Source organism: Streptomyces catenulae (assembly GCF_000718015.1).
GTDB lineage: Bacteria > Actinomycetota > Actinomycetes > Streptomycetales > Streptomycetaceae > Streptomyces > Streptomyces catenulae.
This window is the reverse complement of sequence record NZ_JODY01000050.1, coordinates 17,956-30,909: the sequence shown is the minus strand read 5'-3', so window position 1 is coordinate 30,909 and position 12,954 is coordinate 17,956. Positions and strand designations below refer to the sequence as shown.

Annotated in this window: 14 protein-coding genes; 5 read left to right on the top strand and 9 right to left on the bottom strand. The window is 72.7% G+C overall.

Translation table 11 applies throughout. The features are described 5' to 3' along the window. Positions 1–300 (bottom strand): GntR family transcriptional regulator (locus IF23_RS0129375; protein WP_030289072.1); only part of this gene is annotated, 300 nt, incomplete at its 3' end. A 47-nt stretch (positions 301–347) separates the two neighbouring features. On the opposite strand from IF23_RS0129375, the gene IF23_RS0129370 reads away from it, so the two are divergent. Then, the gene (locus tag IF23_RS0129370; RefSeq protein ID WP_030289071.1) at positions 348–827 is read left to right on the top strand and encodes a carboxymuconolactone decarboxylase family protein; all 480 of its coding nucleotides are present in this window, start codon (positions 348–350) and stop codon (positions 825–827) included. A gap of 34 nt (positions 828–861) precedes the next feature. Beyond that, positions 862–1,599, top strand: a complete 738-nt coding sequence (locus tag IF23_RS0129365; RefSeq protein ID WP_030289069.1) for an isocitrate lyase/PEP mutase family protein — start codon at positions 862–864, stop codon at positions 1,597–1,599. 48 nt (positions 1,600–1,647) lie between these two features. On the opposite strand, the gene IF23_RS0129360 is transcribed toward IF23_RS0129365, so the two are convergent. The 6 genes from IF23_RS0129360 to IF23_RS0129335 all read right to left on the bottom strand — a co-directional run bounded on the left by IF23_RS0129360 (position 1,648) and on the right by IF23_RS0129335 (position 9,185). Then, positions 1,648–2,640, bottom strand: coding sequence for an ABC transporter substrate-binding protein (locus tag IF23_RS0129360; RefSeq protein WP_030289066.1), 993 nt, complete (start codon positions 2,638–2,640; stop codon positions 1,648–1,650). A 2-nt stretch (positions 2,641–2,642) separates the two neighbouring features. Beyond that, a complete protein-coding gene (locus IF23_RS0129355; RefSeq protein WP_030289064.1) occupies positions 2,643–4,622 on the bottom strand; it encodes an ABC transporter permease in 1,980 nt (659 codons plus the stop codon). After that, positions 4,619–4,783 (bottom strand): hypothetical protein, encoded by a 165-nt coding sequence (locus tag IF23_RS34265; RefSeq protein ID WP_157848105.1) that lies wholly within the window; start codon positions 4,781–4,783, stop codon positions 4,619–4,621. The genes IF23_RS0129355 and IF23_RS34265 overlap by 4 nt, the downstream gene beginning before the upstream one ends. After that, positions 4,783–5,949, bottom strand: coding sequence for a quaternary amine ABC transporter ATP-binding protein (locus IF23_RS0129345; RefSeq protein WP_030289063.1), 1,167 nt, complete (start codon positions 5,947–5,949; stop codon positions 4,783–4,785). The genes IF23_RS34265 and IF23_RS0129345 overlap by 1 nt, the downstream gene beginning before the upstream one ends. Beyond that, positions 5,949–7,517, bottom strand: coding sequence for a GMC family oxidoreductase (locus tag IF23_RS0129340; protein ID WP_030289061.1), 1,569 nt, complete (start codon positions 7,515–7,517; stop codon positions 5,949–5,951). Before IF23_RS0129340 ends, IF23_RS0129345 begins: the two co-directional genes overlap by 1 nt. Before the next feature lie 165 nt (positions 7,518–7,682). Continuing rightward, positions 7,683–9,185 (bottom strand): aldehyde dehydrogenase family protein, encoded by a 1,503-nt coding sequence (locus IF23_RS0129335; RefSeq protein WP_030289059.1) that lies wholly within the window; start codon positions 9,183–9,185, stop codon positions 7,683–7,685. Positions 9,186–9,383: 198 nt separating this feature from the next. Here IF23_RS0129335 and IF23_RS0129330 point away from each other — a divergent pair, with 198 nt between their 5' ends. Both IF23_RS0129330 and IF23_RS0129325 read left to right on the top strand, forming a co-directional pair. Continuing rightward, positions 9,384–10,214: a hypothetical protein gene (locus tag IF23_RS0129330; RefSeq protein WP_030289057.1), complete on the top strand. Its 831-nt coding sequence runs from the start codon at positions 9,384–9,386 to the stop codon at positions 10,212–10,214. Between the two features lie 137 nt (positions 10,215–10,351). Then, on the top strand, positions 10,352–10,966 hold the full coding sequence (locus IF23_RS0129325) for a Uma2 family endonuclease (protein ID WP_030289054.1): 615 nt from the start codon (positions 10,352–10,354) through the stop codon (positions 10,964–10,966). 21 nt (positions 10,967–10,987) lie between these two features. Here the strand turns inward: IF23_RS0129325 and IF23_RS0129320 are convergent, their stop codons facing one another. Further along, complete coding sequence (locus IF23_RS0129320; protein ID WP_030289053.1) at positions 10,988–11,317, bottom strand: hypothetical protein; 330 nt, start codon at positions 11,315–11,317, stop codon at positions 10,988–10,990. A gap of 106 nt (positions 11,318–11,423) precedes the next feature. Then, positions 11,424–12,434, bottom strand: coding sequence for a DUF5954 family protein (locus tag IF23_RS0129315; protein WP_051739978.1), 1,011 nt, complete (start codon positions 12,432–12,434; stop codon positions 11,424–11,426). Between the two features lie 182 nt (positions 12,435–12,616). On the opposite strand from IF23_RS0129315, the gene IF23_RS0129310 reads away from it, so the two are divergent. Then, positions 12,617–12,826 (top strand): DUF5988 family protein, encoded by a 210-nt coding sequence (locus tag IF23_RS0129310; RefSeq protein WP_030289051.1) that lies wholly within the window; start codon positions 12,617–12,619, stop codon positions 12,824–12,826. Positions 12,827–12,954: the final 128 nt, after the last annotated feature.

Sequence of the window (12,954 nt, the reverse complement as noted above, 5' to 3'; positions counted from 1 at the left end):
GGCGGGCACCGGGCGGGGCGGGGTGCGGTCGGCGATCCGGGTGCCGGAGCCCTGGCGGGCGCTGAGCCAGCCCTCGGCGACGAGGTCCGCGTACGCCTCGGCGACGGTGTTGCGGGCGATGCCGAGGTCGGCGGCGAGGGTGCGGGAGGAGGGCAGACGGGTGCCGGGGGCGAGCCGTCCGGTGCGGGCCGCCTCGCGCAGCGCCCGTATCAGTCCGGCCCGCAGGCCGCCCGGTCCGGCGAGGTCCAGATGGAGGTCGCGGCCGAAGGCGTCCCAGGAAGTGGCCCAGGAATTGTCCATGGAAGTGGACCATACGCGGGTGCCACCGCGGTCGTAGATTCGGTGGCATGACGACGAACCACACCACCGAGAACGCCACCGCCCACACCCCCCGGCTGCGCATGGCGGAGCTGGCACCCGAGTTCTACAAGGCCATGATCGCGCTGGACGCGGCCTCCCGTAAGGGCGTCGACCCGACCCTCGCCGAGCTGGTCAAGATCCGCGCCTCGCAGCTCAACCACTGCGCGTTCTGCCTGGACATGCACACCAGGGACGCCCGGAAGAACGGCGAGAGCGAGGAGCGGATCTACCTCCTCAGCGCCTGGGAGGAGGCGGCCGGTTTCTTCACCGAGAAGGAGCGGGCGGCGCTGGCGCTGACCGAGGCGGTGACCGTCCTGACCGACGGTTTCGTGCCGGACGAGGTCTACGCGCGGGCCGCGGCGCACTTCGAGGAGGACGAGATCGCCCAGCTGATCGCGCTGATCATCACCATCAACGCATGGAACCGCATCGCGGTCACCACCCGACTGGCCCCGGGCCAGGTGTGAATCCGGTGCCCCCGGCGTTGACGCCCGCCCGCCCGTGCGGCGCCCCGTGCTGACCGGCGCCGCCGTGCTGCGCGCCCTGCACCACGGGCCCCGGCTGCCGCTGGTGCTGCCGGGCCCGTGGGACGCGGCGAGCGCGCGGGTCTTCGCCGACGCCGGGTTCCCCGCGCTCGCCACGCCCAGCGCCGGGGTGGCCGCGGCCCTCGGGTACGCGGACGGCGACGTACCGCCGGACGAGATGTTCGCCGCGATCGGCCGGATCGTCCGCGCGGTGGACGTCCCCGTCACGGCGGACGTGGAGGACGGATACGGGCTCGGCGCGCGGGAGTTGGTGGCGCGGCTGGCCGAGGCGGGGGCGGTCGGCTGCAACCTGGAGGACGGCGACCGCGCGGGCGGCGGGCTCGTCGCGGCGGAGCGGCAGGCCGCGCGGCTGGCGGCGGTCCGCGCCGCGGCGGGCGACGCGCTGGTGATCAACGCCCGGGTGGACACCTACGTCCGCGGCGCGGGCGGGGTGGCGGAGACGGTGCGGCGCGGGCGGCTCTACGCCGCGGCCGGGGCGGACTGCGTCTACCCGATCATGGCGCCCCCGGCGGAGCTGGCGGCGCTCGCCGACGGGATCGGGCTGCCGCTCAACGCGCTGGCCGTGCCCGGCGGCCCGTCACCGGAGGAGTTGGGCGCGCTCGGCGCCTCCCGGGTCACGTTCGGGCCGGGCCAGCAACGCCGGGCGATGGCCGCGGTCGCCGCCGAGGCGCGGCAGTTGCGGGGCGGGGAATGACGGAGGCGGGGCGGTGGCATCGCTGCCGCCGCCCCGCCTCCGGGTGCCTCACTTCTTCGGCAACCACTGCTTCCAGACGTCCGGGTGCTTGTCCACCCAGCGCTTGGCCGCCTCGTCGGCGGTCAGTCCGTCCGCGGCGATCATCTCGGAGACCTCGTTCTGGTTGTCCTTGGTCCAGTGGAAGGACTTGAGGAACTTCGAGGCGGGGGTACCGCTCTTCGCGAAGTCGGTGTTGAAGAACTTCTTCAGCGGCGTCGTCGGATAGGCGCAGTCGACGGTCGTCGGGTCCTTCGCGCCCTTCTCCGCACACGCGTCGGTGTACTTCGGCAGCTTCACCTCGACCATCGGCACCTGGTTGAAGAGCCACTGCGGCTCGTACCAGTACGTCAGGAAGGGCTTTTTCTCCTTGGCGAACTGCTGGATCTGGGTGATCTGCGCCGCCTCGGATCCGGCGAAGACGACCTGGTAGTCCAGGCCGAGGTTCTTCACCAGCGCCTTGTCGTTGGTGACGTAGGACGGCGAGCCGTCCATCAGCTGGCCCTTGTCGCCGCTCTCCGGGGTACGGAGCTGCTTGGCGACCTTGTTGAGGTTCTTCCAGTCGGTGACCTCGGGGTGCTTGTCGGCCCAGTACTTGGGGACGAACCACCCGATGTGGCCGGTGACGCCGTTGCCGCCGCCGTCCGTGATCGTCTTCTTGTTCTGGACGTAGCGCTTCTCCTGGTCCGGGTGGCCCCAGTCCTCCAGGATCGCGTCGACGCGGCCCTGGCTGAGCGCGTCCCAGGCGGGGATCTCGTCCACCTGCACGGTGTCGACGTGGTACCCCATCTCGTGTTCGAGGAGGTACTTGGCAACCGCGACGTTGGACTGGGCGCCGATCCAGGTCTGGACGGAGAGCGTCACCGACCTGGTGCCCTTGGCGGCGGCGAACGGGGACGCCTGCCGGGTCATGTCGGCCTTGCCGCAGCCGGAGAGCGCGAGCAGCGCCGCCCCGGCCAGCAGCGAGGCCCCGGCCGTGGTGCCGATGCGTCGGGTACGGGACATGGTCAGGCTCCCTTCGCGGTGCGGCGCTGGGTCGGCTGGGTCACCCGGTCGAGCATCAGACCGAGGCAGACGATGGCGACGCCCGCGACGAGGCCGAGGGCCAGATCGCCGGTGGCGAGGCCGGTCACCACGTCGTAGCCGAGGGCGCCGCCGCCGACCAGACCGCCGATGATGACGACGGCGAGGACGAGGACCACACCCTGGTTGACGGCGAGCAGCAGCGCCGGACGGGCCAGCGGGAGCTGGACCTGGCACAGGATCTGCCAGCGGGTGGCGCCGAGCGAGGTCGCCGACTCCATCGCCGCCGGGTCGACCTGGCGCAGCCCCTGGGTGGTGATGCGGATGACGGCGGGCAGCGCGTAGACGACCGCCGCGGCGGCGGCCGGGGCGCGGCCCACGGCGAACAGCGCGACGACCGGGATCAGGTAGACGAACTGCGGCATGGTCTGCATGACGTCCAGGACCGGGCGGAGGATCGCCTCCAGCCGTTTGCTCCCGGCGGCGAGGATGCCGGTGCCGACGCCGATGACCAGCGTCACCACGAGGGCGGCGAGCACCTGCGACAGGGTGTTCATCGACGGCTTCCACACGCCGAGGACACCGATCGCGGCCATCGCGAGGACGGCGGTCAGCGCGGTGCGCCAGGTGCCGATCAGCCAGGCCAGCGCGGCGACGACGAGCAGCGTGGCGTACCAGGGCAGGGCGGTCAGGCCGTCGCGCAGCGGGTTGAGGACCCAGTTGGTGAAGTGCGCGGCCCAGTCGGCGGTGCCGCCGACGACGGGGACGCCGGAGTAGAGGTGGTCGACCATCCACTCCTTGGCGTCGTTGACGGGCCGGGCGATGGCGACGGTCGCGCCGGTCGGCCAGACCGTGGAACCGGCCAGCCGTCCGGCGGCCGTGACCACGGCGGTGACGACGGCGACGGCGGCCCAGCCGCGCCAGCCGCGCAGCAGGGCGGGTCCGGCGGCGCCCGCGGCACCGGCCTTCTCGCCCGCCGCTGCGGTGGTGCGGTCCATGACGATGGCGAGCAGCACGATCGGGACGGCGGCGGCGAGGGCCGCGCCGACGTCGACGGAGGCGAGGGCCTGGTAGACGCGGTCGCCGAGACCGGCGGCGCCGATCATCGAGGCGATCACGGCCATGGAGAGCGCCATCATGATCGTCTGGTTGAGGCCGAGCAGCAGTTCCTTGCGGGCCAGCGGCAGCCGGGCGGTCAGCAGCCGCTGCCGTCCGGTGGCGCCGAGCGAGGTGACGGCCTCCAGGACACCGGCGTCCGCGCCGCGCAGCCCGAGGGCGGTGAGCCGGGCCATCGGCGGCGCCGCGTAGACGACGGTGGCCAGCAGCGCGGCGGGCACCCCGATGCCGAAGATCAGCACGACCGGCAGCAGATAGGCGAAGGCGGGGAGCACCTGCATGGTGTCCAGGACCGGGCGCAGCAGCCGGAACATCCGGTCCGACAGGCCGCCCGCCAGGCCCAGGAGCGCGCCGACGACGACCGAGGCGATCACCGCGACGATCATCAGCGCCAGCGTCTGCATCGTCGGCACCCACATCCCCAGCACGCCGCTGACCAGGAAGGACAGCAGGGCGGTGGCGGCGATGCGCCAGCCGGCGACGCGCCAGGCGACGAGGGTGACCCCGGCGGTCACGCCCGTCCAGCCCAGGGCGAGCAGCACCAGGTAGACGCCGCGGACGGAGAGGACGACGGCGTTGGAGAGATGGCCGAGGAAGTAGACGAACAGCGGGTGGCTGTCGCGGTTGTCGATGATCCAGTCGCTGGCGGAGCCGAGCGGCTTGGTCAGGTCGACGGTGAGCGCCTCGGGCCACACCCCGCCGGACCACTTGGCGTGCAGCAGCGGGACGAGGACCGCGGCGGCGACGGCGAGCAGCACCAGCTTGGCCAGGGCCGGGCGGCGCAGCAGGGCGCGCAGCGGACCGGCGGTCGGGGCGTCGGGCACGGTGGTGACGGTGGCGGCACTCATGCGCGGCCCCGTTTCACGGTGCCGGTGGGCACGTTCATGGCGGCGGCGCGCTGCGCCTCGCGCCAGTGCCGCCGCAGCGCGGCACGGAGCCGCGGCAGCACCGGGGTGCGGTGGACGCGGGCGCCGCGCAGGGCGACGCCGTGGGGGGTGGCGGGGTACATCAGGCGGCCACCTCGGTGCGGGTGGTGTCCATCCGCGCGACGACGTTCAGCAGGCAGGCGTGGTCGACGATGCCCAGGCAGCGGCCGTTCTCGGCGACGCGGACGGCGCCGCCGGAGCGGGCCACCGCCTCGATCGCGTCGGAGATGAGGGTGGTCGGCGCGAGCGCCGGGCCCCGGTCGGCCTCGTCGCCCTCGGCGGGGCGCATGGCGCGGCGGACGGTGAGGACCTGCTCGCGCGGGACGTCGCGGACGAAGTCGCGGACGTAGTCGTCCGCCGGGGAGCCGACGATCTCCTCGGGCGTGCCGAGCTGGACGATCTCTCCGTCGCGCATCAGGGCGATGCGGTCGCCGACGGTCAGCGCCTCGGCGAGGTCGTGGGTGATGAAGACCATCGTCCGGCCCTCCTCGCGGTGCAGGCGGACGACTTCCTCCTGCATGTCGCGGCGGATGAGCGGGTCGAGGGCGCTGAACGGCTCGTCGAACAGGAGGATCTCGGGGTCGACGGCGAGGGCGCGGGCCAGGCCCACGCGCTGCTGCTGGCCGCCGGAGAGCTGGCCGGGGCGGCGCTTCTCCAGTCCGGCGAGGCCGACCTTCTCCACCATCTCGGCGGCCCGCGCGCGGCGTTCGGTCTTGCCGACGCCCTGGATCTCCAGGCCGTAGGCGACGTTGTCGAGGACGGAGCGGTGCGGCAGCAGACCGAAGTGCTGGAAGACCATGGCGGCGCGGCGGCGGCGCAGGTCGCGCAGGGTGGTGCGGTCCATGCCGAGGACGTCCTCGCCGTCCATCTCCAGGGTGCCGCCGGTCGGCTCGATGAGCCGGGTCAGACAGCGGACGAGGGTGGACTTGCCGGAGCCGGAGAGGCCCATGACGACGAAGACCTCGCCCTTGTGGACGTCGAAGGAGACATCGCGGACGGCGGGCGTGCAGCCGGTGCGCTCGCGCACCTCGGCGACGCTCAGGCCGGTCAGGGTGGTGTCGTCGGGGATGCGGTCGGCCTTGGGGCCGAAGACCTTCCACAGGTGGCGGGCGGAGAAGACGACGTCGCGGTCGGTGCTCTCCTCGCCGGGGGCGGTGGCGGGGGCGGGGACCGCCGGGGCCTGGGCCCCGGCGTCGGTCCCGGCGTCGGCGGTGGCTATGCCGGAGGCGTCGGCGGTGGCGGCAGCCATCAGGCCTCACCTCCCTGGGCCGGGGCTTCCCGGAGCAGTTCGGCGGCCTTCTCCCCCACCATCAGGACGCCGATCATCGGGTTGACCGCGGGCATCGTCGGGAAGACGGAGGCGTCGGCGATCCGGACGTGCGAGAGGCCGCGGATCTTCAACTCCGGGTCGACGACGGCGAGTTCGTCGTCCTTGGCGCCCATCTTGCAGGTGCCGGCGGGGTGGTAGACGGTGTGCGCGGCCTTGCGGACCAGCTCGCTGATCTCCGCGTCGTCGGTGACCTCGGGGCCGGGGAAGACCTCGCGCTTGAGCCACTTCTTGAACGGCTCAGCCTCGGCGACCTTACGGGCCAGTTTGATGCCGTCCACCAGGGTCTTGCCGTCGTAGTCCGCGTCGTCCTCGAAGTACTTGAAGTCGAGGGCGGGCTTGACCTCGGGGTCCGCGGAGGTGAGGTAGAGACGGCCGCGGGCGCGGGACTTGGGGATGTTCGGGGTCATCGAGACGCCGTGCTCGGGGCGCTCGTAGCCCAGCCGCTCCGGGTTGTCCGTGAACGGGATCTGGTAGAAGTGGAACATCAGGTCGGGACCCTTGTGATCGGCGTCCCGCTTGATGAACAGGCCCGCGTCGGAGTCCATCGCGGAGTTGCCGGGCAGCGGCCCGTTGGTCTCCCAGACGATGACCGACTCGGGGTGGTCGATGAGGTTCTCGCCGACGCCCGGCAGGTCCAGGACGCAAGGGATGCCCAGCGCCTCCAGGTCCTTCTTCGGGCCGATGCCGGAGAGCATCAGCAGCCGCGGGGTGTCCACCGCACCGGCGCAGAGCAGCACCTCGCGACCGGCCTCGACGAACAGCTCCTCGCCGTCCTTCGTACGGGCGTGGACGCCGGTGGCGCGGGTACCGTCCAGCTCCAGCTTGTCGACCCAGGTCTCCAGCAGCAGCGTGAGGTTGGGGCGGTCCCCGGCCTCCATGTGCGGGTGGAGGTAGGCGACGGAGGCGGAGGAGCGCTTGTTGTTCTCCGGGTGGTACGAGAGGTCGAAGAAGCCGACGCCCTCGTCGAAGGGCTTGTCGTTGAAGCCGACGACCTCGGGCACGTCCAGCGCGGTCTTGACGGCCTCGACCCAGTCGGTGGCGATGGCGTTCTGGTCCTTCTTGGCGACCCGCACGATGTTGTTGCGGAGCTTGCCGAAGTAGGGGTCCATCTTCGCGGCGCCCCAGCCGGTGGCGCCCGCGGCCTCCCACTCGTCCCAGTCGGACGGCAGCGGCTTGAAGGAGATCAGGGTGTTGTGCGAGGAGCAGCCGCCGAGGACCTTGGCGCGGCTGTGCAGGATGTGCGAGTTGCCGCGCGGCTGCTCGGTGGTGGTGTAGCCGTAGTCGAGGTCGCCGCCGAGCAGACCGAGCCAGCGGCGCAGCGTCAGCACGTCGTCGCGGTCGATGTCGGTCGGGCCGCCCTCGATGACGACGACGCTGACGTTCGGGTCCTCGGTCAGCCGGGAGGCGATCACCGATCCCGCGGTACCGCCGCCGACGATGACGTAGTCGGCCTTGACGGTGCGGGCTGCGGAGGAAGACGGGGGCATACGGGTACTCCTTCGTGCACAGTGCCTGAGCTGCTGCGTGGGGGTGCGGTGCCGCGGCGGGGTGGGGCGGCGACGCGGGGCCGGACGGCGGCCCCGGACGGCCGGGGCCGGGCCCCGGCGGGGCGGCGGGCGGCCGTCAGGGACGCCGCCCGCCGTGCGGCCCGGTCAGCCGCCGAACCAGCGGACCGGCTCGGGCCGCAGGTTCTCGTAGATGTGCTTGGACTCGCGGTACTCGTCCAGACCGGACGGGCCCAGCTCACGGCCGATGCCGGACTTGCCGAAACCGCCCCACTCCGCCTGCGGGAGGTAGGGGTGGTAGTCGTTGATCCACACGGTGCCGTGGCGCAGCCGGGCGGCGACGCGGCGGGCGCGGGCGGAGTTGCCGGAGAAGACCGCACCGGCCAGGCCGTACTCGGTGTCGTTGGCGAGCGCGACGGCCTCGTCCTCGGTGGTGAAGGTCTCGACGCTGAGGATCGGCCCGAAGGTCTCCTCGCGGACCACCTTCATCTCCCGGTGGCAGCCGTCGAGGACGGTCGGGGAGTAGAAGTAGCCGGTCGCCGGGCGGATGTCGCTGGGCTCGGGGCGGGCGCCGCCGCTGCGCAGCTGCGCGCCCTCGGCGAGCGCGGAGGCGACGTACGCCTCGACCTTGTCGAGCTGCTGCTGGGAGACGAGCGGGCCGCACTCGACGCCGTCCTCGGTGCCGCGGCCGAGCTTGATCTTCTCGGCGCGGCGGGCCAGTTCGGCGACGAAGCGGTCCTTGACGGACTCCTCGACGATCAGGCGGGCACCGGCCGAGCAGACCTGGCCGCTGTGGATGAACGCGGCGTTCAGCGCCTGGTCGACGGCGGTGTCGAAGCCCTCCTCGGTGGCGCAGGCGTCGGCGAAGACCACGTTGGGGTTCTTGCCGCCCAGCTCCAGGGCGATCTTCTTGGCACCGGAGACCGCGGCGGCGCCCGCCTTGGTGCCGGAGACCAGACCGCCGGTGAAGGAGAAGAGGTCGACGTCGGGGTGGTCGGCGAGGCGCTGGCCGACCGGCACACCGGCGCCGGTGACGATGTTGGCGACGCCGTTGGGCAGCCCCGCCTCGGCGAGCAGCTTCACCAGGTGCACCGTCGACAGCGGGGTGACCTCGCTGGGCTTGATGACGAAGGTGTTGCCCGCGGCGAGCGCCGGGGCGATCTTCCAGCTGGCCTGGAGCAGCGGGTAGTTCCACGGCGTGATCAGCGCGCAGACGCCGACCGGCTCATGGACGACGACGCTGTGCACATCGGCGGAACCGGCGTCGACGACGCGGCCACCGCTCTCGTTCATGACGGTGTCGGCGAAGTAGCGGAAGGCGTTGGTGACGTCGTCGACGTCGACCCGGCCCTCCTCCAGCGTCTTGCCGGTGTCGCGGCTCTCGATGAGCGCGATCTCCTCGCGGTCCCGCTGGAGCAGGTCGGCGACGCGGCGCAGCAGTGCGGCACGCTCGGCGACCGGGGTGGCGGACCAGCTGCCGTCGTCGAAGGCGCGGCGGGCCGCGGCCACCGCCGCGTCGGCGTCCTCCGCGCCGCCCTCGGCCACCAGCTGGATCACGGTGGCGTCGGCGGGATCGAGGACCTCCCGCGTGGCGCCGGATGCGGCGGCACGCCACACCCCGTCTACGTGAATGGTCTCGCTTGCCGACACGCTGTTCTGCCTTCCGTTACCGATTTCTTCCACTGGTTCACACCAGCAACGGGGACCCCTCCCCGAAACCTCTACAGCTATGCCCAACCATTCGGGGAAAGTGGCCCGAGTCACTCAATGTGCGGCCGAATGTCCTCATACGTACCCTGAATAGCCGTACGTCCCTACGTACGCCCCTCTCGGTGCGGAGGTCCACGGATGAGCAGCAGACGCCGAACCGCCACCAGCATCACCGCCCTGACCTGCGGTGTGGCCCTTCTCGGCGGGTTCGCGGGGGCCGGGACCGCCCGGGCGCGCGACTCCGGCGGCGAGGGAGATCTGGCGGGAAAGTCCGCCGAACAGATCTCGGAGCTGGCCCGCAGGGAACTCCTGGCGGCGACCTCGCTACGGCTGCGCACCAGCACCAGCGTCGACGCCACCCGCCTCGACATCACGATGAACCGCTCCGGTGACTGCACCGGCGCGATCAGCAAGGGCCACTACGGCAAGGTCGAGCTGATCAAGCACGGCCGGCAGATCTGGCTCAAGCCGGACGACGCGTTCTGGAAGGGCCAGCTCTCCGCGGACGCCGCCGCCTCCGTCATCGCCCGCGTGAAGGGCCGCTACCTGCACGGCACCACCGACGACCCGCTCCCCGCGAGCATCGCCGCCGCCTGCGACCTGGCCGCCTTCCAGAAGCAGACCGCCGGGTCCGGCAGCCCCGAATCCCCGAAACCGACCCCGCCGGGCGCCTCCCCGCAGCCGAAGCTCACCCTGAGCAAGGGCAAACCGACCGTCCAGGAGGGCACCCGCGTCCTGCCCATCCTCAAATCCCGCGGCGGCGCCCGCCAGACCCTCTACGTGGCCATCGACGGCAAACACGTCCCCCGCCGCCTCACCGCCGAGGTCGACCACCAGACCGCGACGATCCTCCTCAGCAACTACGGCACCCACGTCTCACCGAAGACCCCGACCGCCGCCCGGAGCATGGAGATCTCCGAGGTCGAGGACCAACTCCCGGGCGCGAAGCCGCCGTCCCAGGAGACATGAGACGGACGTTCCGCCAACTCCCCCGCCCCGTACGCAAAGAGGAACGTTTTTCGCACGTACGCACATAACGCACCCCCGCGCGTATCGTTGGACCGTGCGGCTGCCCGCGCCGCGCGGCAGCGGGGAGGAGCGGCACGATGACCATCAGCCTCGTACGGCGGACCGACGTAATCGAGACCGACAGGATCGACATGCCCGAGAACGGCAACCTCAGCTTGGACGAACTGTTCGAGCGCCTGGAGAAGATGCCAGTCCCCGAGGGCTACAAGGTCGAGATCGTCGAGGGGAACGCCTTCATGTCGCCGCAGCGGGACGCGCACTGGCAGACCATCCGCAGGATCGTACGGGCGCTGGAGGACCGCTTCGGCATGGATGCCGTCATCCTCTCCGACGTACGCATCGATTTCCCGGGGAAGACCAACGGCTTCGCCCCGGACGTCGCCAAGTTCACCGCCGACGCCGAGAAGGACGCCCACGGGCGCCGGTGCCACCAGGACATCGAGTTCGTCGCCGAGGTCGTCGCCAAGGGCACCGGCGTGAACGACTACGGCCCCAAGAAGACCGCCTACGCGCGGGCCGAGGTGCCGGTGTATCTGATCGCCGACCCGTACACCGCCCGCTGCCGGGTCTTCACCCACCCGCAGGACGGCGACTACAAGAGCGACCTCACCCTCGCGTACGGCGAGCCCGTCGATCTGACCGGCACGGTCGTCGGCATCACCCTCGCCACCGAGGACTTCCCCCGGGACTGAGCGCGCCCCGGGGCGCCACCGTCAGGCCCGTCCGCCGCGCACCGTGTAGAAGACGAGTCCGGCGACGATCAGGGCGATCAGGGTCAGACCGACGACCGCCGGAGCCGCGCTGCCGAAGGCGGCGGAGGCGGCGGCGAGCACCATCGGGATGGCCAGTTGGACGACCATCATCAGCACCAGCAGCCCGACGCCGACCCGGGCGATGAAGCCGAGTCCGGGGCGGCGCAGCTCCTGGACCTCCCCCTCCAGCCGCTCGATCTCGGCGGCCATCCGCCGCTGGCTCTCCTCCAGCGCGGCGATACGGGCGTCCGCGCCGCCACCACCGGGCTGTGCTGTGCTGGGCGTGTTCATGCCCGCACCCTATGCGGACGGAGCGGAGCGGGAAGGGGCCTGGGGAAATCCTCGCCATGTGTGCAAGGGCGCCCAACGGGTGCCATGGGGAGGGGCGTTGAGCGCCTCAGCCGTGGCTCTGGCCGCGGTCCGGGGCGACGTCGGGGCGGCGGGCCCGTTCCGCGGCCGGGGTGTCCGGGTCGACGTCGGAGGGGCGGGGGCCCTCGGGGCCGTCCGGACCGATGCGGACCAGCCGTTCGACGCGGACCACCTTGAAGCAGCGCCCCGGGCGGCCCTCGACACGTACGTCGTTGCCGGGGCGCCGGGCCAGCCGGTCACCGGCCCGCTCGTACGCCTCCCGTTCCGCACCGGTCAGTTTGAGGGTGACGGGGGCGAGGACGCGCAGCCACATCGTGAGCGCGTCGCGGGCGTCCTGCGGGGTGTCGCAGGAGGCGGTGTGCGCCTGCCACTCGCCGCCGGTGCGCTCGGCGACCAGGAACGCCGCCGGGAGCAGCACCCCGCCGGGATGGCTGACGGCGGCCCGCCGCTCGTCCCGCTCGACCTCCGGCGGCGCCGAGCCCGCCGCCCGGACGAACTGGAGCAGATCGAGCTTGAGGACGCCGTCCGACATGCCCGTACCGACCGCCGGATCGATGACGAAGCCCTTCGTCCGGCCCGGTCGGCAGGCGTCGCCGCACATCGCCGGGTCCGGGTCCGAGGGGCGCGGCGGTTCCGGCCCGTCCGGGCCCATCCGGACGAACTCCTCGCAGCGGACCACCCGGTACCGCTCCCCCAGGACGGTCAGTTCGTCGGGCCGCTCCCGCTCCAGACGGGCGGCGGCCGCCAGATACGCGGGCGCGTGCGCCGTGCGGGCGGAGCGCCGGGCCCGCCGCCGGAACTCCGCGGCCAGCGCGTCCCGGGCGGTCTGCGGGCCGCTGCCGCCGACGCACCGCACCTCCCAGCCGCCCTGCTCCCGCTCGCGCGCGGCGCAGAAGACCGGCCCGCCCGTGCCCAGGATCTCCGGATAGCGCTCCCGCGCCCGCCACGCCTCCTCCTCGGACAGCTCCGCCACCGGGCCGTCCTGGGCGGTGACCCTGATGGTGCGGTACGCGGGGACTTCCTCACCGTCTTCCGTCATTCCCGCAGTGTGGGCAGCGGCCCGCCCGTAGGGCGTCGGGTCGGCGGACAAACCACCTGTGGGGGTGGTGCCGGTGCCCGGCCGGAACGCGTCCGCCGTCCGTGCGCCCGTCGCCGCCCCGGCGCGTACCGCGTCGGCGTGGTGCCGCCCGGCGACGGCGGACCGGGGACCACAATCCGGGCATGGCTGACACGGAGACGAAGGCAGTGCTGAGCGGCGGACCCGCCGACTTCCCGGAGCGGATCGTGCCGATCGAGCCGCCGGGACCGGAGATCAAGATCGCCTGGCGCAACGGCTACGAACACTTCCGCGCCACCGGCCGACACGAGGAGACGAAGGAGGGGCGGCTGCCGGTCTACGAGTGGTGGGAGCGGACCGAACTCCCAGGGTGAGCGGGGCTCCCGGCGGCGGGCCGCGCGGCTACGCGCCGCCCGGCGGCGGGCCGCGCGCCACCGGGTCGGGCGGTCCGCCGTGGCGGCGCGCCCGGCCCGGCGCCGGGCGGGAGGCGCACCCTCAGGCG

What these genes read in the sequence shown, in the direction of transcription:
- IF23_RS0129370 (WP_030289071.1), top strand. Translation starts at nt 348, where the DNA reads ATGACGACGAACCACACCACCGAGAACGCCACCGCCCACACCCCCCGG.
- IF23_RS0129360 (WP_030289066.1), bottom strand. Translation starts at nt 2,640, where the DNA reads ATGTCCCGTACCCGACGCATCGGCACCACGGCCGGGGCCTCGCTGCTG.
- IF23_RS0129355 (WP_030289064.1), bottom strand. Translation starts at nt 4,622, where the DNA reads ATGAGTGCCGCCACCGTCACCACCGTGCCCGACGCCCCGACCGCCGGT.
- IF23_RS34265 (WP_157848105.1), bottom strand. Translation starts at nt 4,783, where the DNA reads ATGTACCCCGCCACCCCCCACGGCGTCGCCCTGCGCGGCGCCCGCGTC.
- IF23_RS0129345 (WP_030289063.1), bottom strand. Translation starts at nt 5,949, where the DNA reads ATGGCTGCCGCCACCGCCGACGCCTCCGGCATAGCCACCGCCGACGCC.
- IF23_RS0129340 (WP_030289061.1), bottom strand. Translation starts at nt 7,517, where the DNA reads ATGCCCCCGTCTTCCTCCGCAGCCCGCACCGTCAAGGCCGACTACGTC.
- IF23_RS0129330 (WP_030289057.1), top strand. Translation starts at nt 9,384, where the DNA reads ATGAGCAGCAGACGCCGAACCGCCACCAGCATCACCGCCCTGACCTGC.
- IF23_RS0129325 (WP_030289054.1), top strand. Translation starts at nt 10,352, where the DNA reads ATGACCATCAGCCTCGTACGGCGGACCGACGTAATCGAGACCGACAGG.
- IF23_RS0129320 (WP_030289053.1), bottom strand. Translation starts at nt 11,317, where the DNA reads ATGAACACGCCCAGCACAGCACAGCCCGGTGGTGGCGGCGCGGACGCC.
- IF23_RS0129315 (WP_051739978.1), bottom strand. Translation starts at nt 12,434, where the DNA reads ATGACGGAAGACGGTGAGGAAGTCCCCGCGTACCGCACCATCAGGGTC.
- IF23_RS0129310 (WP_030289051.1), top strand. Translation starts at nt 12,617, where the DNA reads ATGGCTGACACGGAGACGAAGGCAGTGCTGAGCGGCGGACCCGCCGAC.